Origin of the sequence: Pseudomonas ovata (assembly GCF_003131185.1) — a bacterium.
In the GTDB taxonomy this organism is placed as follows: domain Bacteria; phylum Pseudomonadota; class Gammaproteobacteria; order Pseudomonadales; family Pseudomonadaceae; genus Aquipseudomonas; species Aquipseudomonas ovata.
The window spans coordinates 64,116-82,900 of the sequence record NZ_QFFU01000017.1; the positions used below are offsets into that span (position 1 = coordinate 64,116).

Below are 18,785 nucleotides of genomic sequence, written 5' to 3' on the forward strand. Positions count from 1 at the left end.
ACTGCGAAATTGACCGGGAACCGCTAGACAAGTTCCCTCAGCTGAATAAGTCAATTGGTCCTGCATAAACGAATGAAACAGCCCGGATTTACCGGGGGGCCAGCTCGCTCAGGTGGCGGGCGACCGCAATCCAAGCACCGATATACCCTAACAGTACCGCTCCAAGCAAGAGTGACAAGCCATCGCCCATCGGAACACCGGTCAAGGCGAAGTTGCTGCCATAGAGTCCGGCCAGACCGATCACGGCGTCGTTCAGCCAGTCCAGGCCAAACGCCAGCACACCCCACGACAACACGCCGGCACCGATGCCGTACAGTGCGCCCATATAAAGAAACGGCCTGCGCACATAGCTGTCTGTACCGCCTACCAACTTGATGACCTCGATTTCGACACGACGGTTCTCGATGTGCAGACGAATGGTATTGCCGATCACCAGCAACAGCGCCGCCACCAGCAGGACCGTCAGGCCGAAGACGAAGCGGTCACCCAGCTTGAGAATCGCCGCCAGGCGCTCGACCCACACCAGGTCGAGTTGCGCCTGTTGCACCTTGGGCAATTCGGCCAGCCGGGCGCGCAAGGCTTCGAGCGCCGGTTTGTCGACCTCCTGCGGTGTCACCACCACCACGCCCGGCAGCGGGTTGTTCGGCAAGGCCTTGAGCGCCTCGCCCAGGCCTGAGTCCTTCTGGAACTCCTTGAGCGCCTGGTCGCTGCTGACGTACTCGGCTTCGGCCACGTCCGGCATGGCCTTGATCTGCTCGCGCAGCCGACCGCCTTCGGCCTGTCCGGCATCCATCTGCAGGTACACGGAAATCTGCGCCGCACGCTGCCAGGAGCCGCCCAGGCGTTCGATGTTGCTCAACAACAGCGACAGCCCCATGGGCAGGCTCAAGGCAATGGCCATGACCAGGCAGGTGAAGAAACTGCCGATCGGTTGCTTGCCCAGCCGGCGCAGGCTGTCGACCAGGCTGCTGCGATGGCTTTCGATCCAGGCCGCCAGCAAGGTGCTGAAGTCCGGGCCGTCATCGTCATGCGCGCCGCGTTTTTTCTTCGGATCGGGGTCGGCCGGACGGGGCGCCACCCGATCAGAGACTTTTGCGTTACTGCGCGGACTGCTCATACGCCAGCCTCCCCGTCACCGATCAGGCGGCCCCGCTGCAGGGTCAGCATGCGATGGCGCATCCGGGCAATCAGGGCCAGGTCGTGGCTGGCGATCAGCACACTGGTGCCCAGCCGGTTGATGTCTTCGAATACACCCATGATTTCCGCTGCCAGCCGGGGGTCGAGGTTGCCGGTCGGTTCATCGGCCAGCAACAGGGCCGGGCGATGGACGATGGCCCGGGCGATGCCGACCCGCTGCTGCTGGCCGGTGGACAGGTCGCCCGGGTACAGTGCCGCCTTGTCGGACAGCGCGACGCGCTCAAGCGCCGAATCGACGCGCTTGAGGATCTCGGGCTTGGACAGGCCCAGGATCTGCAACGGCAGCGCGACGTTGTTGAAGACGGTACGGTCGAACAATAACTGGTGATTCTGGAACACCACGCCGATCTGCCGGCGCAGGAAAGGAATCTGTGCCGTGCTGATCTGCCCCAGGTCCTGGCCGGCCAGCAAGAGCTTGCCCGAGGTCGGGCGCTCCATGGCCAGCAACAGGCGCAACAGGGTACTTTTGCCGGCACCGGAGTGGCCGGTGACAAACAGGAACTCGCCACGACGCACTCGAAAGCTCAGCTCATGCAACCCGACGTGACCGTTCGGATAACGCTTGCCGACCTGCTCGAATCGAATCATGGGCGCTCCCGTTCCGCAAACAGGGCCTGAACAAAAGGTTCGGCCTCGAAGGTGCGCAGGTCGTCGATGCCTTCGCCCACGCCGATGTAGCGAATCGGCAGGCCGAACTGCTTGGCCAGCGCGAAGATGACACCGCCCTTGGCCGTGCCGTCGAGCTTGGTCAGCGCCAGGCCTGTAAGGGTCACGGTCTGGTTGAACTGCTTGGCCTGGTTGATCGCGTTCTGCCCGGTGCCGGCGTCCAGCACCAGCAGCACCTCGTGCGGCGCCTCGGCGTCGAGCTTGCCGATGACCCGGCGCACCTTCTTGAGTTCTTCCATCAGGTTGTCTTTGGTGTGCAGGCGACCGGCGGTGTCGGCGATCAGCACATCGACGCCACGCGCCTTGGCGGCCTGCACCGCATCGAAGATCACCGAGGCCGAGTCGGCACCGGTGTGCTGGGCGATCACCGGGATCTGGTTGCGCTCGCCCCAGACCTGCAACTGCTCTACGGCGGCGGCACGGAAGGTGTCGCCGGCGGCCAGCATGACTTTCTTGCCTTCCAGCTGCAGCTTCTTGGCCAGCTTGCCGATGGTGGTGGTCTTGCCGGCGCCGTTGACACCCACGACCAGGATCACGAACGGCTTGTGCTCGGCCTTGATCACCAGCGGTTGCTCGACCGGCTTGAGCATGGCGGCCAGCTCGGCCTGCAGCGACTTGTACAGGGCCTCGGCATCGGTCAGCTGCTTGCGCGCGACCTTCTGCGTCAGGTTCTGGATGATCACCGACGTAGCCTCGACGCCGACATCGGCGGTCAGCAGGCGGGTTTCGATTTCTTCAAGCAGGTCATCGTCGATGGCCTTGCGGCCCAGGAACAGCGAGGCCATGCCTTCGCCGATGCTGGCGCTGGTCTTGGACAGGCCTTGTTTGAGACGGGCAAAGAAGCCGACCTTGGGCTCGGCAGGTGCCGCAGGCACTGGCAGGGTTTCGACCACCAGGTCTACGACCGCAGGGGCAGCAAGCGGCTCGACGACAGGAGGCTGGGCAACAGGCATCTGCGCAACAGACGCGATGACAAGGGTTGGTGCGATCGGTGCAGGCTCGGTCACAGGCGCCAGGATGACCGGCTCCGGGGTGATGACCGGTGCCGCTTCGACGGGTGCTGCGGGTGCAGGCGCGGGAGCCGCCGGCGGTACCAGCTCGTTGACCCGTGCCACCGACTCGTCGGCCACCGGCCGGGTCAGCCACGACGGGGTCGGCGCCTCGGCGGGGGCCGGCGCAGGGGCCGAGAGCGGGGCGACAGGCGGTGTAACCGGCTCGGGCGCCACGCTTGCAGGCGCTGCCGGGGCCACTGGCGCCGGCACGGGCGGCACGTCGGCCACCGGCGGCTGCACGACCGGCGGTGCAACGACCGGCGCTACAGGAATGATCGGCGACGCGGGCGCTACAGGCGGCTGGACGACAGGCGCTTCGGCAACCGGCGTCGGGGCCGTCGGCACCAACGGCTCGGCCGGCGTCACCACGGGCGGCTCATTGGCTACGCCAGCAGACGGTTCTTCGGGCTGGACGGGAGGCTGGGCCTCGGGGGCGGGCTCGGGCGGCTGGACCGGCTCCGGGGCCTTTTTACGAAACCACCCGAACAGGCCTTTCTTTTCGCCAGCCGCAGCTGGGGTCTTCTTGTCGTCGTTGGAACCAAACATGGAGGACGGCTATCTCAAAGTAGCGAAACGCCAACAGGCCTTTCGGAAAATGCTGACATGCCAAACAGACTGCGTTCTGGGCTGCTTGTTCATTCGGCGGTTCTGGCGCGGCACATTTCAACCGCGCAAAGGGTGGTCTGTAAAACCGTCGGCCGGTCTTTTGCACACACACCCTAAAACAAGTTTCACGCGCCGGCAGGCCGTGAGGGTTGTTCGCCGCGCAAACGGATCAGTATCCTACCACCCCCGTGCCTGCCGACGCTAAGTCCAAGCAGGTCGTCTTACAGGTTCCAATAGCCATGAATGCTTTAGCCCGCCGTGCCGCAGGCCTGTTGCTCAGCACCCTCTGCCTGCCGCTGTCTGCCCTGGCAGCCGACCCGCAACCGACCCACGAATTCACCCTCGACAATGGCCTGAAGGTTATCGTGCGTGAAGATCATCGCGCGCCGGTGGTGGTTTCCCAGGTCTGGTACAAGGTCGGCTCCAGCTACGAGACACCCGGCCAGACCGGCCTGTCGCACGCGCTGGAGCACATGATGTTCAAGGGCAGCAGCAAGACCGGGCCTGGCGAGTCCTCGCTGATCCTGCGCGACCTGGGCGCCGAAGAGAACGCCTTCACCAGCGACGACTACACCGCCTATTACCAGGTGCTGGCCCGCGACCGCCTGAGCGTGGCGCTGGAGCTGGAAGCCGACCGCATGGCGACCCTGAAGCTGCCGGCCGACGAGTTCAGCCGCGAAATCGAGGTCATCAAGGAAGAGCGCCGCCTGCGCACCGACGACAAGCCGGTCAGCAAGGCCTTCGAGCGCTTCAAGGCCATGGCCTACCCGGCCAGCGGCTATCACACCCCGACCATCGGCTGGATGGCCGACCTCAACCGCATGACGGTCGAGGACCTGCGCCACTGGTACGCATCGTGGTACGCCCCCAACAACGCCACCCTGGTGGTGGTCGGTGACGTCAAGGCCGACGAGGTCAAGGCGCTGGCCGAGCGTTTCTTCGGCTCGATCGCGCGCCGCGACCTGCCACCGTCGAAAAAACCGCTGGAACTGGCCGAACCCGGCGAGCGGCGCATTACCCTGCATGTGCAGACCCAGTTGCCCAGCCTGATGTATGCCTTCAACGTGCCGAGCCTGGCCACCGCCGAAGACCCGCGCTCGGTGCAGGCGCTGCGCCTGATCGCCGCCCTGCTTGACGGCGGCTACAGCGCCCGCATCCCCAGCCGCCTGGAACGTGGCGAAGAACTGGTGTCGGGTGCCGGCTCCAATTACGACGCCTTTACCCGTGGCGACAGCCTGTTCATGATCAGTGCCACGCCCAACGTGCAGAAGAAGAAAACCCTGGCCGACACCGAGGCCGGTATCTGGCGCCTGCTCGACGAGCTGAAAACCAAGGCCCCGTCGGCCGAAGAACTGGAGCGCGTACGGGCCCAGGTCATTGCCGGCCTGGTCTACGAGCGCGACTCGATCACCAGCCAGGCCACCACCATCGGCCAGCTGGAAACCGTCGGCCTGTCCTGGAAGCTGATCGACGAAGAACTCGCCGCCCTGCAAAGCGTGACCCCGGCCGACATCCAGAACGCCGCCAAGACCTATTTCACTCGTGAGCGCCTCAGCGTTGCGCACGTGCTGCCCGAGAAGAAGGCTCAATGATCATGCGCACACCCTACCGCTCTACGCTGACCGGCCTGTTGCTGGCCGCTGTCGTCGCCCTGCCCGTGCAGGCCAACAATGCCGCCGGCAGCGATGCGCCGCGCACCGATGCCCCGCTGGGCCAGAACCTGCAGTCACTCAAGGAACTGGACAGCAAGGCGCCGGCCCGTCGCGACCTGAACATCCAGACCTGGAACACTGCCGAAGGCGCCAAGGTGCTGTTCGTCGAGTCGCGTGAGCTGCCGATGTTCGACCTGCGGTTGATCTTCGCCGCCGGCAGCAGCCAGGACCAGAACACCCCGGGGCTGGCCCTGGTCACCAACGCCATGCTCAACGAGGGCGTCAAGGGCAAGGACGTCAGCGCCATCGCCCAGGGCTTCGAAGGCCTGGGCGCCGATTTTGGCAACGGCTCGTACCGCGACATGGCCATGGTGTCGCTGCGCAGCCTGAGCGACAAGGACAAGCGCGAGTCGGCCCTGAAGCTGTTCAGCGACGTGGTGGGCAAGCCGACCTTTCCGGCCGACTCGCTGGCACGCATCAAGAACCAGCTACTGGCCAGTTTTGAGTACCAGAAGCAGAACCCCGGCGTGATCGCCAGCAACGCGTTGTACGCCAAGCTGTATGGCGATCATCCTTATGCACACCCCAGCGATGGCAATGCCAAGAGTGTCGGCGCCATGACCCAGGCACAGCTCAAGGCGTTTCATGCCAAGGCCTATGCGGCCGGCAACGCAGTCATTGCCCTGGTCGGCGACCTGTCGCGTGACGAAGCCCAGGCCATTGCCGCCCAGGTGTCCAGCGCGCTGCCCAAGGGCCCGGCCCTGGCAAAAATGCCGGAACCGGTCGAACCCAAGGCCGGCGTCACGCACATCGAATTCCCCTCAAACCAGACCCACCTGATGCTGGCGCAGCTGGGCATCAGCCGTAACGACCCGGACTACGCCGCGCTGAGCGTCGGCAACTCGGTGCTCGGCGGTGGTGGCTTCGGCAGCCGCTTGATGACCGAAGTGCGGGAAAAACGTGGCCTGACCTATGGTGTATCCTCCGGTTTTACCGGCATGCGTGTGCCAGGGCCGTTTACCATCGGCTTGCAGACCCGTGCCGAACTGAGCGAAAACACCCTCAAGCTGGTTCAGGATGAAGTCGGCAAGTTTCTTGCCGACGGTCCGACCCAGAAGGAAATCGATGATGTGAAACGCGAACTGTCGGGCAGCTTCCCGCTGTCGACGGCCAGCAATGCTTCGATCGTGGCGCAACTGGGCGCCATCGGCTTCTACGACCTGCCGCTGACCTTCCTCGAGGACTACATGACCCAGGCCCAGGCCGTGACGGTCGAGCAGGTCAAGGCGGCGATGAACAAACACCTGGCGGCCGACAAGATGGTGATCGTCACCGTCGGCCCGACCGTGGCGCAGAAACCCTTGCCGCCACCTACTGACAAACCTGCCACACCGCCTGCGGGCGTTCCGGAGCATTAATGGCCAATCCACGTCCCAAAACGCATAACGGCCAGGGCCAGTTGCGCATCATCGGCGGCGAATGGGGCAGCCGACGGCTGAGTTTCCCCGACGCCCCGGGCCTGCGCCCGACCCCTGACCGGGTGCGCGAGACCCTGTTCAACTGGCTGGCGCCGTCCATCGTCGGCGCGCGGGTGCTGGATGTTTTCACCGGCAGCGGCGCCCTGTATTTCGAGGCGCTGTCACGCGGGGCACAGTCGGGCCTGGCGCTGGACAACAACCCGGCCGCCATCGCCAGCCTGCGCCAGAACCTTGAGCTGCTCAAATGTGAGAATGGCCAGGTGCTGCACAGCGATGCCCTGCGCCACCTGGAAACCGCTCCGGCAGAGGCTTTCGACGTGGTGTTCCTCGACCCGCCGTTCCATCAGGGCCTGCTGAGCAACGCCTGCGCCTTGCTCGAAACCCGGGGCTGGCTGGCGGAACGTGCGTGGATCTACACCGAAAGCGAAACCCCGCCTTCCACCACCGGCCTGCCGGGCAACTGGCGCCTGCACCGCGAGAAAAAGGCCGGCCAGGTGTATTACGGGCTTTGGCAAAGGGGCTGATACCTGTTGCACGGCCGGCACTGCCGGCCGTGTTCCATTGCCGTTGAGCCAATCGTCACTTACATCGGCCCGCGCTTGATGGCAACGTAGGGGACCGACCGACACTGCACTCACGACGATCGACGCCATGCCTTTGCCCTCCTTCCATCCCCTTCATGTCAGCCCTTTCGTTCCGGCGACCGGGCTGGGCAACCCGCACCTGCAAACCCTGTGGGGCCCGTTATTGCGCCGTGGCCTGCCCATCGAGCGCACCCGCGAGCGGCTGTGGCTGGACGATGGCGACTTTCTCGACCTCGACTGGCACGGCCCGCACCAGCCTGATACCCCGCTGGTGCTGGTGCTGCACGGGCTGACCGGTTCGGCCAACTCGCCGTACGTCGTGGGCCTGCAACGGGCCATGATGGCGCAGGGCTGGGCCAGCGTGGCGCTCAACTGGCGCGGCTGCTCGGGCGAGCCCAACCTGCGTTCGCGCAGTTACCACTCCGGCGCCAGCGAAGACCTGGCCGCCGTCATCGCCCACTTGCGTGCCCTGCGCCCACTGGCGCCCTTGTATGCCGTGGGTTATTCGCTGGGTGGCAACGTGTTGCTCAAGTACCTGGGCGAGTCCGGTGAACACAGCCATTTGCTCGGCGCGGTCGCGGTGTCGGTGCCGTTTCGCCTGGATGAATGCGCCAACCGTATCGGCCAGGGCTTTTCGCGCATTTATCAACGCCACTTCATGCGCGAAATGCTCGGGTATATCCGTGACAAGCAGCGGCGCTTCCAGCACGAAGGCCTCAGCGAAGGCCTGGCTGAACTGGCGGCGCTGGGCTCGCTGGAAAACATGCGCACCTTCTGGGACTTCGACGGCCGGGTCACCGCCCCGCTGCATGGCTTTACCGATGCCCACGATTACTACAAGCGCGCCTCAAGCCGCTACTTCCTGGGCCGGATCCGCACCCCGACGCTGATGATCCAGGCCCTGGACGATCCGTTCGTGTTCGCCCACAGCCTGCCCGAACCAGCGGAGTTGTCATCGTGCATCGAATTCGAGCTGCAGGCCCGGGGCGGGCATGTGGGCTTTGTCGAAGGCTCGCTGCGCCATCCCGGCTATTACCTGGAACGGCGTATCCCACTGTGGCTGGGCATTGCCCACGAGCGGGACAACCCGTATCCGCACGCGTTGTAAGCCTGATGCCGAGCCGTACAGGCGCAGCAGATGAGCGCCATTCCCGGCTGAAGCCGGTCCTGCAGGGTTATGCCGAACGCTAAACGTGTGGAGGGGCCAGCATGGGCAACTCCCACCCACAGCCTGCCTCCCACAGTGACAAAAAGTATTAAGATGCGCGACCAAAGGAGTGGTCTTCACATGTCACGCAGTCATCTTTTTTATCGCGGTCTTCGCGACAGTGTGCCGATGCAGGTCGGCATCGCCCCGTTCGGCATCATTTTCGGCACCCTGGCCGGCGTAGGCGGGCTCTCGCTGCTGCAGGCGGTGGGCATGTCAGCGCTGGTGTATGCAGGGTCCGCGCAATTTATCGTGATCAGCCTGCTGGGCTCCGGGGCCAGCGCTGCGGTGATTCTACTGACCACGCTGATCGTCAACCTGCGGCATGTGCTGTACAGCGCGACCCTGCAACCGCACGTCAGTGCCCTGCCGCAACGCTGGCGTCTGCTGCTGGCGTTCTGGCTGACCGACGAAACCTTTGCCGTGGTGCAGCGCTTCTACCGGGTGCATGGCCGCATGCCGCAGGCACACTGGTACTGGCTGGGTGTCGCCACCGCGCTGTACGCCTGCTGGGTCGGCAGCTCGCTGGTCGGCGTGCTGTTCGGTCAGGCCGTGCCGGACATGGCTGGCTGGGGGCTGGAGTTTGCCATGCTGGCGACCTTTATCGGCATTGTCGTGCCGATGCTGCGCAACCGGCCGCAGATCGCTGCCGCGCTGGTGGCCGCTGCCGTGGCCTTGCTGACTTATGACCTGCCCTACAAGCTGGGGCTGATGGCCGCCGCCTTCAGTGGCATCGTCGCCGGTGTCGTGCTTGAGCGCCGACGTCCGGTCACCACCATCGGCGAGGTGCAATCATGAGTTTCTGGTGGCTGGTGGCGGCCATGGCCGCCATGACCTTTGCGTTGCGCTACAGCCTGTTCGCCTGGCCGAACCTGAGCTTCCCGCCGCTGGTGCGCCAGGCGCTGCATTACGTGCCCACGGCTGTGCTGACCGCCATTGTGGTGCCGGGCATGTTGCTGCCGGACGGCCAGCACTGGCAGGTGTCGCTAAACAACCCCTACCTGCTGGCAGGCATCGCCTGCATCGGCATCGCCGCCCTGACCCGCAACCTGCTGGCGACCATCGGTGGCGGGCTGGCCGTATTCTTCGTGTTGCGCTGGGTGCTTTAGGGTCTGTTGCCATTTCATCACGGCCGCGCCGGCGCCCGTTTTGCCGCGAGGCAAGGCAGGCGCCGCGAAGTCTGGTCATTCCAGATGAGTGGCGAGTAACGCAGTCTCGCGGCAAAACAGGCCCTAAGGCAAACGATCAGGCGCCGGTCGCCACTTCACGCCGGCTGTCGGTGATCCACTCGCTCCAGGACCCTGCATACAGCGCGCCCAGCGTATAACCGGCCAGGGCCATGGCAAACAGGTTATGGCAGGCCGTCACCCCCGAGCCGCAATAGGCCACCAGGTCCTTGGGCGAGCGGCTTTGCAGGGCCTGGGCAAAACGTTCATGCAGCTGCTCGGGCGGCAGAAAGCGGCCGCCCTCGCCGAGGTTGTCGGTGAACACCAGGCACTGCGCGCCGGGAATATGCCCGGCCACCGGGTCGATAGGCTCGACCTCGCCCCGAAAGCGCGCCTCGGCACGGGCATCGATCAGGGTCAGGGTCGGGCGCCCCAGGCGGTTTTGCAGGCGTTCGGCGCTCAGCACCAGCGACATGTCCGGTTCGCCGGCCAATCGACCAGGCGCGGAGCGTGGCGCGTCCAGGCTCAACGGCAGTCCGGCGGCATGCCAGGCCTTGAGGCCGCCATCAAGCAGGTACACGCCTTCGCGCTTGCCCAGCCAGGCCAGCAGCCACCAGGCACGCGCGGCATAGGCGCCAGGGCCATCGTCGTAGAGCACGACATCGCTGTCATCGTTGATGCCCCAGGCGCGCAGCCGCTCAAGCAGCGCCTTGGGGTCCGGCAAGGGGTGCCGGCCTGTCTTGCCCTTGGTCACCGGCCCGCTGAGGTCGCGCTCAAGGTCTGCAAACCGGGCACCCTCGATATGCCCCTGCGCGTAGCTGCGCTGGCCGTAATCGGCATCGTCCAGCGCAAAACGGCAGTCGAGGATCACCAGACCCGGCGTCTGCTGCCGGGCGGCCAGTTCACGGGGGCTGATCAGTTGCGCAAGCGGCATAACGAACTCCTGTGGACAGAACATCGAATCATCATGCCACCGAGCATAGGCTGTGCCAGGGGCCGGCGTCGACTGGCCTTTGGTCTGGCCTTACAGTGCTCGCAAGCGGTCGATGACCGATAATCGGCACTTGTTGCGCGGGTCAAAAGGCACACGGCTTGGCGTGCGGCAAGTGGCTGCGCTACCATCCGAATCCCTCAACGGACTCCTCACAGGACGACGCGATGAACCGAGTGTTGTATCCAGGCACCTTCGACCCTATTACCAAGGGCCACGGCGATCTGGTCGAACGCGCCTCGCGCCTGTTCGATCATGTGATCATCGCGGTGGCAGCCAGCCCCAAAAAAAACCCGTTGTTCGGCCTTGAACAGCGTGTCGAGCTGGCCCGCGAGGTCACCCGTCACCTGCCCAATGTCGAGGTGCTGGGCTTTTCCACCCTGCTGGCGCAGTTCGCCACCGAACAGGGCGCCAATGTGTTGCTGCGCGGTCTGCGGGCAGTGTCGGACTTCGAGTACGAATTCCAGCTGGCCAACATGAATCGACAACTGGCACCGGACGTCGAAAGCCTGTTCCTGACGCCCTCCGAGCGTTACTCGTTCATTTCCTCGACGCTGGTCCGGGAAATCGCGGCCCTGGGCGGTGATATCACCAAATTCGTGCACCCGGCTGTGGCCCAGGCACTGAACGAGCGTTTCAAGCAGTCGTAATCGGCTATCAAGCGCGGGGTGCATCCGAAGACCTAATGCGGCACAATTCGCCGCATTGGTTTTCATGTGCCCGGTCTCCCCGCGGCAGGAGAGTTGCATGTCCCTTATCATCACTGACGATTGCATCAACTGCGACGTTTGCGAACCCGAGTGCCCGAACGAAGCGATTTCCCAGGGCGAAGAGATCTACGTGATCAACCCGAACCTGTGCACCGAGTGCGTGGGCCACTACGACGAGCCGCAGTGCCAGCAGGTCTGCCCGGTCGATTGCATCCCGCTGGATGAAAATCGCGTCGAAAGCAAAGACGAACTGATGACCAAATACCTGCACATCACCGGCAAGGCTTGATCACACGCACGGCAAGCGCTGGCCGTTCAGGCCGGCCACAGGGGCGGTTTCACTCCTGCTCGCCGTAACGATCCCCCGTACAGCCCAGGCAGCGCACGAAGGCCGCCTTGGCCGGGTCGACCACCAGCGCCTTGCCGGTGCGGCCGATGCCGCCGCCGGTGGCCGTAAATGGCAGAGCCACGACAAACAGCCCGGCACCGACCACGGTCGCGGCGATCAGCAGCGGCCGGGCGATCAGCAAGTCGCCGATCATGGCAAACGCCGGCGGGTTCTGGATTTCGTAGGAAGGGTCGCCACTGGCGGTGGGGTTTTCGAAGCCGGCCATGGCCGGCGCGGCCTGCAGGCCGACCAACAGGGCCAGGGTAGCGGCGAGAATACGAAACGGGCTCATGCTGGGTCCTTCGGCTGCACGGGTTGAATGGATCAACTATAAACAGCGCCCGGGGTTAAGCAAGGCCCGTTACCGACTCACTTTGTGTCAACGCTGACACTTGGGGCAGAAGACACTGGCGCGCTGGCCCAGCTTGACCTCGCGCAACAGGCTGCCGCAGACCTTGCACGGCTGGCCGCCACGGCCATAGGCAAATAATTCCTGCTGGAAATACCCAGGCTTACCGTCGCCACCAGTGAAATCGCGCAAGGTGGTGCCACCGCGCTCGATGGCATGCGCCAGGATGCGCTTGATCTCGATGGCCAGCCTGAGATAACGCGCGCTGGAAATGCCCCCGGCCTCGCGGCGCGGATCGATGCCGGCGGCGAACAGCGCCTCGGTGGCGTAGATATTGCCCACCCCGACCACCACCGCGTTGTCCATGATGAACGGCTTGACTGCCATTGACTTGCCACGCGAGCGCTCGAACAGCCGTGCGCCGTCGAACAGGTCGGTCAGGGGCTCAGGGCCCAGGCGCAGCAGCAGTTCGTGATTATGCGGGTCCAGGCTCCAGAGCATGGCGCCAAAGCGGCGCGGGTCGGTGTAGCGCAGGGCCAGCCCCGACTCCAGCTCAATGTCCACATGTTCATGCTTGAGCGCCGGCGAGCCGGCCTCGACCAGGCGCAGGTTGCCGGACATGCCCAGATGGCTGATCAGCGTGCCGACCTCGGCCTGGATCAACAGGTACTTGGCCCGCCGCCCCACCTCGACGATGCGTTGCCCGGACAGGCGCACATCCAGGTCTTCAGGGATCGGCCAGCGCAAGCGGTGATCGCGCACGATCACACGCTCGACGCGCTGCCCTTGCAGGTGCGGCGCGATGCCCCGGCGGGTGGTTTCGACTTCAGGCAATTCAGGCATGGTTCACTCAGATGGCGATCAGCGTCCGCTCAGTTCGCGGATGCTTTCCTTGAGGTATTCGAAATCGTATTCGGACAGGCCGACGTAATCGAGCACCAGGTGCCCGACCGCGTCCCACTCGTGGTCCTCCTCCTCATTGCCCAGCACCCGGTGAGACTGGCAGATATGCTCGGCCATCTTCAACGTGCCCAGCAGGTTCTTCAGTGGCGCATTATTGCTCGAGTCGTCCTGGAACATCGCCAGCGCATTGTGATGATTGGCAATGGCGGCGCACAGGTGCTCGGGCAGGCGCCAGGAACGGGCCGTGTAATAGCCCACCACGGCGTGGTTGGTATTGAAGGCTTCGTTCTCGGTGTCGACGACGCGCCACTCGCCACGGGCGCGGGCGTAGGCATTTTCCAGCATCGACATATAGTCGGGAAAGCGCTTGAGCATCAGCGGGATGCCGCAATCGTGAAACAGACCCAGGGCGTAGGACTCGTCCACGGTCTGCGAGCCCAGGCGCTTGGCCAGGGTCAGGCTGGTCATGGCCACGTCCTGGGCACTGTCCCAGAACCGGTTCAGGGTGACGATGGTTTCATCGCTCATCTCGCCCTTGATCGACTGGGCATTGATCAGATTGATGACCGTCCGACTGCCCAGCAGGTTCACGGCCCGCTCGATGGACGCGATCTTGTTCGACAGCCCGTAATGTGCCGAATTGACGATCTTGAGCAGCGCACCGGACAGCCCGGGATCCTGTGAAATCAGCCGTGCGATCACGCCCAGATCAGGGTCGGGCATGTACTGCTCCATCTGCAGATCAACCAGGATTTGCGGCTGCGCAGGCACACTGATGCCTTGCAGGGCCTGCTGGATCTGCTCTTGGGTCAACTCGGGTGACAACTTCTGAGGCATAGAGGCTTACTCGGGATCAGGTTGGAATTCTGCCCCCTTAATCAAGAACGGTCCATCACCATTAAAGGTCAATTTCCTTGAACTTTGCCGCGTCCTGCGCTTCGGACTCTGTAAGCGCGGCACCGCAAGGCGGCACGCCGCATGCCGTCCCAGACCCGATTGAGGAGAAGACCATGTCCCGTTCTTTAAGTGGCAAGCGCGTTGCGTTTTTGGTGACCGACGGTTTCGAGCAGGTTGAACTCACCGGTCCCAAGGAGGCGCTTGAAAAAGCCGGTGCCAAGGTGGAAATCCTGTCCAGCCAGGCCGGCACGGTCAAAGGCTGGAACCACGACAAGCCCGCAGACGACTTCGAGGTGCACCGCACCTTCGAGCAGGCCAAGAATGAAGATTACGACGCGGTGGTGCTGCCCGGTGGCGTGCAGAACTCCGACACCATCCGCCTGGATAAAGGTGCGCAGCACATCGTCAATCTCATCAACGGCCAGAACAAACCGATTGCTGTGATTTGTCATGGCGGCTGGTTGCTGATTTCTGCAAAACTGGTGACAGGCAAGACGCTCACCAGCTACAAGACCCTCAAGGACGATCTGGTCAATGCTGGCGCCGACTGGGTTGATGAAGCCGTGGTCGTCGACGGCAACCTGATCAGCAGCCGCCAGCCCGACGACATTCCCGCCTTCAACGAGCAACTGATCAAGGCCCTTTCGGCCTGATCCATCGTCAGTTAATTCGCCTCATCCCGGCCCGACGCCGGGATGACGCGCTATAATCCCGCTCTTTTTTCCGGAGCGACGTCATGTCCCCGCCCAGCCTGCGCCTCAAAGCCAATGCCGACCGTCGCCTGCGTAACGGCCACCTGTGGGTCTACAGCAACGAAATCGATGTCGCCACCAGCCCGCTGAACAGGTTCGCCGCAGGCGACCAGGCTGTGCTGGAAGCCGCCAACGGCAAGCCGCTGGGCATCGTGGCCATGAGTCCTAACAACCTGATCTGCGCCCGCCTGCTGTCGCGTGACATCAAGCTGCCGCTGGACAAGTCGCTGCTGGTGCATCGACTCAATGTCGCCCTGTCACTGCGCGAGCGCCTGTTCGACAAGCCGTTCTACCGCCTGGTGTACGGCGACTCGGACCTGCTGCCGGGCCTGGTGGTCGACCGCTTCGACCACATTCTGGTGGTGCAACTGGCCTCGGCGACCATGGAGCAGCACAAGGACGACGTGATCGCCGCTCTGGTGCAAGTGCTCAAGCCCAGCGGTATCTTGTTCAAGAACGACTCCAGCGCCCGCGACGCCGAAGGCCTGAACCGTTACGTCGAAACCGTCTACGGTGCGGTGCCCGAGTGGGTCGCGCTGGAAGAGAACGGCGTGAAGTTCGAAGCCCCGGTGCTGGGCGGGCAGAAGACCGGCTGGTTCTACGACCACCGCATGAACCGTGCGCGCCTGGCCCCCTACGTCAAGGGCAAGCGCGTCCTGGACCTGTACAGCTATATCGGTGGCTGGGGCATCCAGGCCGGTGCGTTCGGGGCCAGCGAAGTGTTCTGTGTCGACGCCTCGGCCTTCGCCCTGGACGGTGTCGAGCGCAACGCCGCCCTTAACGGCTTTGCCGAGAAAGTGACCTGCATCGAAGGCGACGTGTTCGAAGCCCTGAAAGAACTCAAGGCGTCCGAAGAGCGTTTCGACGTGATCGTGGCCGACCCGCCGGCCTTCATCAAGCGCAAGAAGGACATGAAGAACGGCGAAGGCGCCTACCGCCGCCTGAACGAACAGGCCATGCGCCTGCTCAGCAAGGACGGCATCCTGGTCAGCGCCTCGTGCTCGATGCACCTGCCCGAAGACGACCTGCAGAACATCCTGCTGCAAAGCGCCCGTCACCTGGACCGCAATATCCAGTTGCTTGAACGCGGCGGCCAGGGCCCGGACCATCCGGTGCACCCGGCGATTGTCGAAACGCGGTACATCAAGAGCATTACCTGCCGGTTGTTGCCCAACAGTTAACATCACCCAGCGGTTATCGGGACTGTAGGAGCGCGCTCTGCCCGCGACCGAGTGCGCAGCGCTCGCAAAATTTGTGAAACGCTGAAATTTTACGACTGCTAACGCAGCCGGTCGCGGGCAAGCGCGCTCCTACCCCCGGCCGGATATCCAACTGCTCGAACGCGGCGGCCAGGGCCCGGTGCACCCGGCGATTGTCGAAACGCGGTACATCAAGAGCATTACGTGCCGGTTGTTGCCCAACAGTTAACATCACCCAGCGGTTATCGGGACTGTAGGAGCGCGCTTGCCCGCGACCGGCTGCGTTAGCAGTCGTAAATTTGTGGTGTTTCGCAGATTTCTGCGAGCGCTTCGCACTCGGTCGCGGGCAAGCGCGCTCCTACCCCCCGGCCGGTGTACGCGGGTGAGCCTTGGTCACTCGCCATCGACGAGCGTGACCACCCACTCATCCGTGGAGGGTGTAAAAACGGACCTTGCAATGAAGTTGCCGGCAAGGAAGATCATCGTTGCCAGCATAAAGACGACGCTGGAAATGGCACCGATCAGCATAAGGACGCAGGACGTTACGGTGAAAAGCCCTAGCCCCATGACTGTGTATTTATAGCCTTTACCAGGGTCGGTTTTTGCCAATAAGGCTTCGCGCTGGTCTTCAGGCAGCTTCTGCGGCCGCTTGCACGACGGACATGCCAGCGACTCATTGGAATAAAGGGTCAGCAACTGCTTGTCATCGGGCAAAATCTGTTCATCACAGTAGCCGCACAGTGCCTTGATACCGGTGGTGCCGGGGCTTTTATCGCTCATGCTGCGTCCTTGAGTCAGAGCTCTTGTCGAGCCGGGCGCAGACTGTAGCGAGGCAATCACAGCCCTGACACCGCCATAAGGCACGTTCAGAAAAGCCCTACAGTAAAAACAGACTTTTCTCTTGATCCTCACAGCAAATACCCGCTTGAGCACCTCCCTGTCCGCAACACCTCCCCAAGGTGTAGAATCGCCGGTATTCATCGCCAGTCATCCCCGGCGGGTTTATGAGCTCAGGCCGATTGCCCGGTGATCCCACGGTAGTCGGTTTCTTCGCAACATCCGGTCACTGCCTGTGTCTGCGGCGCCTATAGAAGCTCACTCCCCTTACTGATTAGCCTGCTTTGCCGGAGTGCTCCAATGCCTGATTATCGTTCCAAGACTTCCACCCACGGCCGCAACATGGCCGGTGCCCGCGCCCTGTGGCGTGCCACGGGCATGAAGGATGCCGACTTCAAGAAGCCGATCATCGCCATCGCCAACTCCTTCACCCAGTTCGTCCCGGGCCATGTGCACCTCAAGGACCTGGGGCAGCTGGTGGCCCGCGAGATTGAGCGCGCCGGTGGCGTGGCGAAGGAATTCAACACCATTGCCGTGGACGACGGCATCGCCATGGGCCATGACGGCATGCTGTACTCGCTGCCGAGCCGCGAGATCATCGCCGACTCCGTGGAGTACATGGTCAACGCCCACTGCGCCGACGCCATCGTGTGCATCTCCAACTGTGACAAGATCACCCCTGGCATGTTGATGGCCGCCCTGCGCCTGAACATTCCGGTGATCTTCGTTTCCGGCGGTCCGATGGAAGCGGGCAAGACCAAGCTGGCCAGCCACGGCCTGGACCTGGTCGACGCCATGGTCATCGCCGCCGACTCCACCGCAAGCGACGAGAAAGTCGCCGAGTACGAGCGCAGCGCCTGCCCGACCTGCGGTTCGTGCTCCGGCATGTTCACCGCCAACTCGATGAACTGCCTGACCGAAGCGCTGGGCCTGGCCCTGCCGGGCAACGGCTCGACCCTGGCCACTCACAGCGACCGCGAGCAACTGTTCCTGCAGGCCGGGCGCACCATCGTCGAATTGTGCCAGCGCTACTACGGCGACAACGACGACTCGGTGCTGCCGCGCAACATTGCCAATTTCAAGGCGTTCGAGAACGCCATGATGCTCGACATCGCCATGGGCGGTTCGACCAACACCATCCTGCACCTGCTGGCCGCAGCCCAGGAAGCCGAGATTGCCTTCGACCTGCGCGACATCGATCGCCTGTCGCGCGTGGTGCCGCAGCTGTGCAAGGTGGCGCCGAACATCCAGAAGTACCACATGGAAGACGTGCACCGCGCCGGTGGCATCTTCAGCATCCTGGGTTCGCTGGCCCGTGGCGGCCTGCTGCACACCGACCTGCCGACCGTGCACAGCCGCTCGATGGCCGAAGGCATTGCCAAGTGGGACATCACCCAGACCACCGATGAAGCGGTGCACCACTTCTTCAAGGCCGGTCCTGCCGGCATCCCGACCCAGACCGCGTTCAGTCAGTCGACCCGTTGGGAAACCCTGGACGACGACCGCGAGAACGGCTGCATCCGCAGCTTCGAGCATGCCTACTCGCAAGAAGGCGGCCTGGCCGTGCTGTACGGCAACATCGCCCTGGACGGCTGCGTAGTGAAAACCGCCGGCGTCGACGAGTCGATCCATGTCTTCGAAGGCAACGCCAAGATCTTCGAAAGCCAGGACAGTGCGGTACGCGGCATTCTGGCCGACGAAGTGCAGGCAGGTGACATCGTGATCATCCGCTACGAAGGCCCTAAAGGCGGTCCGGGCATGCAAGAGATGCTCTACCCGACCTCGTACCTGAAGTCCAAGGGCCTGGGCAAGGCCTGCGCCCTGCTGACCGACGGTCGCTTCTCGGGCGGCACCTCCGGCCTGTCCATCGGCCACGCCTCGCCTGAAGCAGCCGCCGGCGGCGCCATCGGCCTGGTGCGCGACGGCGACAAGGTGTTGATCGACATCCCGAACCGCTCGATCAACCTGCTGGTCAGTGACGAAGAACTGGCCGCCCGCCGCGTCGAACAGGACGCCAAAGGCTGGAAACCGGTTGAAGTCCGCCCACGCAAGGTGACCACGGCCCTGAAAGCCTACGCTTTGCTGGCCACCAGCGCCGACAAGGGCGCGGTGCGCAACAAGGCGCTGCTCGACGGCCTGTAAGGCGAGTTG

General features: G+C 63.8%; 19 protein-coding genes. 11 read left to right on the plus strand and 8 right to left on the minus strand.

Annotated elements, in window-relative coordinates; translation table 11 throughout:
- Positions 1 to 88: 88 nt before the first annotated feature.
- The 3 genes from ftsX to ftsY are packed head-to-tail and all read right to left on the minus strand — an operon-like array spanning position 89 to position 3,461.
- Complete coding sequence (gene ftsX, locus DGA31_RS20155; RefSeq protein ID WP_056840505.1) at positions 89 to 1,117, minus strand: permease-like cell division protein FtsX; 1,029 nt, start codon at positions 1,115 to 1,117, stop codon at positions 89 to 91.
- Positions 1,114 to 1,785: a cell division ATP-binding protein FtsE gene (ftsE, locus tag DGA31_RS20160; protein WP_056840504.1), complete on the minus strand. Its 672-nt coding sequence runs from the start codon at positions 1,783 to 1,785 to the stop codon at positions 1,114 to 1,116. Before ftsE ends, ftsX begins: the two co-directional genes overlap by 4 nt.
- The gene (gene ftsY, locus DGA31_RS20165; RefSeq protein ID WP_109513742.1) at positions 1,782 to 3,461 is read right to left on the minus strand and encodes a signal recognition particle-docking protein FtsY; all 1,680 of its coding nucleotides are present in this window, start codon (positions 3,459 to 3,461) and stop codon (positions 1,782 to 1,784) included. The genes ftsE and ftsY overlap by 4 nt, the downstream gene beginning before the upstream one ends.
- A 299-nt stretch (positions 3,462 to 3,760) precedes the next feature.
- Here ftsY and DGA31_RS20170 point away from each other — a divergent pair, with 299 nt between their 5' ends.
- The 6 genes from DGA31_RS20170 (at position 3,761) to DGA31_RS20195 (ending at position 9,551) form a co-directional block, all read left to right on the plus strand.
- Positions 3,761 to 5,113, plus strand: a complete 1,353-nt coding sequence (locus DGA31_RS20170; protein WP_056840502.1) for a M16 family metallopeptidase — start codon at positions 3,761 to 3,763, stop codon at positions 5,111 to 5,113.
- Positions 5,110 to 6,591 (plus strand): M16 family metallopeptidase, encoded by a 1,482-nt coding sequence (locus tag DGA31_RS20175; RefSeq protein ID WP_109513743.1) that lies wholly within the window; start codon positions 5,110 to 5,112, stop codon positions 6,589 to 6,591. The genes DGA31_RS20170 and DGA31_RS20175 overlap by 4 nt, the downstream gene beginning before the upstream one ends.
- The gene (gene rsmD / locus DGA31_RS20180) at positions 6,591 to 7,175 is read left to right on the plus strand and encodes a 16S rRNA (guanine(966)-N(2))-methyltransferase RsmD (protein WP_056840500.1); all 585 of its coding nucleotides are present in this window, start codon (positions 6,591 to 6,593) and stop codon (positions 7,173 to 7,175) included. Before DGA31_RS20175 ends, rsmD begins: the two co-directional genes overlap by 1 nt.
- Before the next feature lie 127 nt (positions 7,176 to 7,302).
- On the plus strand, positions 7,303 to 8,343 hold the full coding sequence (locus tag DGA31_RS20185; RefSeq protein ID WP_056840499.1) for a hydrolase: 1,041 nt from the start codon (positions 7,303 to 7,305) through the stop codon (positions 8,341 to 8,343).
- A 180-nt stretch (positions 8,344 to 8,523) separates the two neighbouring features.
- Positions 8,524 to 9,240, plus strand: coding sequence for an AzlC family ABC transporter permease (locus tag DGA31_RS20190; protein WP_109513744.1), 717 nt, complete (start codon positions 8,524 to 8,526; stop codon positions 9,238 to 9,240).
- A complete protein-coding gene (locus DGA31_RS20195) occupies positions 9,237 to 9,551 on the plus strand; it encodes an AzlD domain-containing protein (protein WP_056840497.1) in 315 nt (104 codons plus the stop codon). The genes DGA31_RS20190 and DGA31_RS20195 overlap by 4 nt, the downstream gene beginning before the upstream one ends.
- Before the next feature lie 136 nt (positions 9,552 to 9,687).
- Here the strand turns inward: DGA31_RS20195 and DGA31_RS20200 are convergent, their stop codons facing one another.
- Entirely contained in the window at positions 9,688 to 10,542 is an 855-nt protein-coding gene (locus DGA31_RS20200) for a sulfurtransferase (protein ID WP_109513745.1), read from the minus strand.
- A gap of 224 nt (positions 10,543 to 10,766) precedes the next feature.
- Here DGA31_RS20200 and coaD point away from each other — a divergent pair, with 224 nt between their 5' ends.
- On the plus strand, positions 10,767 to 11,249 hold the full coding sequence (gene coaD, locus DGA31_RS20205; protein WP_056840495.1) for a pantetheine-phosphate adenylyltransferase: 483 nt from the start codon (positions 10,767 to 10,769) through the stop codon (positions 11,247 to 11,249).
- Positions 11,250 to 11,346: 97 nt separating this feature from the next.
- Entirely contained in the window at positions 11,347 to 11,598 is a 252-nt protein-coding gene (locus DGA31_RS20210) for a YfhL family 4Fe-4S dicluster ferredoxin (RefSeq protein WP_056840494.1), read from the plus strand.
- 49 nt (positions 11,599 to 11,647) lie between these two features.
- Here DGA31_RS20210 and DGA31_RS20215 read toward each other — a convergent pair whose 3' ends face one another.
- The 3 genes from DGA31_RS20215 to DGA31_RS20225 form a co-directional block, all read right to left on the minus strand.
- Positions 11,648 to 11,989 (minus strand): hypothetical protein, encoded by a 342-nt coding sequence (locus DGA31_RS20215; RefSeq protein WP_056840493.1) that lies wholly within the window; start codon positions 11,987 to 11,989, stop codon positions 11,648 to 11,650.
- 87 nt (positions 11,990 to 12,076) lie between these two features.
- Positions 12,077 to 12,889, minus strand: coding sequence for a bifunctional DNA-formamidopyrimidine glycosylase/DNA-(apurinic or apyrimidinic site) lyase (gene mutM / locus DGA31_RS20220; protein ID WP_056840492.1), 813 nt, complete (start codon positions 12,887 to 12,889; stop codon positions 12,077 to 12,079).
- 18 nt (positions 12,890 to 12,907) lie between these two features.
- Complete coding sequence (locus tag DGA31_RS20225) at positions 12,908 to 13,720, minus strand: HDOD domain-containing protein (RefSeq protein ID WP_161959211.1); 813 nt, start codon at positions 13,718 to 13,720, stop codon at positions 12,908 to 12,910.
- Positions 13,721 to 13,959: 239 nt separating this feature from the next.
- Here DGA31_RS20225 and DGA31_RS20230 point away from each other — a divergent pair, with 239 nt between their 5' ends.
- Both DGA31_RS20230 and DGA31_RS20235 read left to right on the plus strand, forming a co-directional pair.
- On the plus strand, positions 13,960 to 14,499 hold the full coding sequence (locus DGA31_RS20230; protein ID WP_109513746.1) for a type 1 glutamine amidotransferase domain-containing protein: 540 nt from the start codon (positions 13,960 to 13,962) through the stop codon (positions 14,497 to 14,499).
- An 83-nt stretch (positions 14,500 to 14,582) separates the two neighbouring features.
- Complete coding sequence (locus DGA31_RS20235; protein WP_109513747.1) at positions 14,583 to 15,779, plus strand: class I SAM-dependent rRNA methyltransferase; 1,197 nt, start codon at positions 14,583 to 14,585, stop codon at positions 15,777 to 15,779.
- Between the two features lie 411 nt (positions 15,780 to 16,190).
- On the opposite strand, the gene DGA31_RS20245 is transcribed toward DGA31_RS20235, so the two are convergent.
- Complete coding sequence (locus DGA31_RS20245) at positions 16,191 to 16,577, minus strand: hypothetical protein (protein ID WP_109513748.1); 387 nt, start codon at positions 16,575 to 16,577, stop codon at positions 16,191 to 16,193.
- Positions 16,578 to 16,934: 357 nt separating this feature from the next.
- Here DGA31_RS20245 and ilvD point away from each other — a divergent pair, with 357 nt between their 5' ends.
- The gene (ilvD, locus tag DGA31_RS20250) at positions 16,935 to 18,776 is read left to right on the plus strand and encodes a dihydroxy-acid dehydratase (protein ID WP_056840488.1); all 1,842 of its coding nucleotides are present in this window, start codon (positions 16,935 to 16,937) and stop codon (positions 18,774 to 18,776) included.
- Positions 18,777 to 18,785: the final 9 nt, after the last annotated feature.

Coding starts and splice junctions, on each gene's coding strand:
- ftsX (WP_056840505.1), bottom strand. CDS start 1,117: ATGAGCAGTCCGCGCAGTAACGCAAAAGTCTCTGATCGGGTGGCGCCC.
- ftsE (WP_056840504.1), bottom strand. CDS start 1,785: ATGATTCGATTCGAGCAGGTCGGCAAGCGTTATCCGAACGGTCACGTC.
- ftsY (WP_109513742.1), bottom strand. CDS start 3,461: ATGTTTGGTTCCAACGACGACAAGAAGACCCCAGCTGCGGCTGGCGAA.
- DGA31_RS20170 (WP_056840502.1), top strand. CDS start 3,761: ATGAATGCTTTAGCCCGCCGTGCCGCAGGCCTGTTGCTCAGCACCCTC.
- DGA31_RS20175 (WP_109513743.1), top strand. CDS start 5,110: ATGATCATGCGCACACCCTACCGCTCTACGCTGACCGGCCTGTTGCTG.
- rsmD (WP_056840500.1), top strand. CDS start 6,591: ATGGCCAATCCACGTCCCAAAACGCATAACGGCCAGGGCCAGTTGCGC.
- DGA31_RS20185 (WP_056840499.1), top strand. CDS start 7,303: ATGCCTTTGCCCTCCTTCCATCCCCTTCATGTCAGCCCTTTCGTTCCG.
- DGA31_RS20190 (WP_109513744.1), top strand. CDS start 8,524: ATGTCACGCAGTCATCTTTTTTATCGCGGTCTTCGCGACAGTGTGCCG.
- DGA31_RS20195 (WP_056840497.1), top strand. CDS start 9,237: ATGAGTTTCTGGTGGCTGGTGGCGGCCATGGCCGCCATGACCTTTGCG.
- DGA31_RS20200 (WP_109513745.1), bottom strand. CDS start 10,542: ATGCCGCTTGCGCAACTGATCAGCCCCCGTGAACTGGCCGCCCGGCAG.
- coaD (WP_056840495.1), top strand. CDS start 10,767: ATGAACCGAGTGTTGTATCCAGGCACCTTCGACCCTATTACCAAGGGC.
- DGA31_RS20210 (WP_056840494.1), top strand. CDS start 11,347: ATGTCCCTTATCATCACTGACGATTGCATCAACTGCGACGTTTGCGAA.
- DGA31_RS20215 (WP_056840493.1), bottom strand. CDS start 11,989: ATGAGCCCGTTTCGTATTCTCGCCGCTACCCTGGCCCTGTTGGTCGGC.
- mutM (WP_056840492.1), bottom strand. CDS start 12,889: ATGCCTGAATTGCCTGAAGTCGAAACCACCCGCCGGGGCATCGCGCCG.
- DGA31_RS20230 (WP_109513746.1), top strand. CDS start 13,960: ATGTCCCGTTCTTTAAGTGGCAAGCGCGTTGCGTTTTTGGTGACCGAC.
- DGA31_RS20235 (WP_109513747.1), top strand. CDS start 14,583: ATGTCCCCGCCCAGCCTGCGCCTCAAAGCCAATGCCGACCGTCGCCTG.
- DGA31_RS20245 (WP_109513748.1), bottom strand. CDS start 16,577: ATGAGCGATAAAAGCCCCGGCACCACCGGTATCAAGGCACTGTGCGGC.
- ilvD (WP_056840488.1), top strand. CDS start 16,935: ATGCCTGATTATCGTTCCAAGACTTCCACCCACGGCCGCAACATGGCC.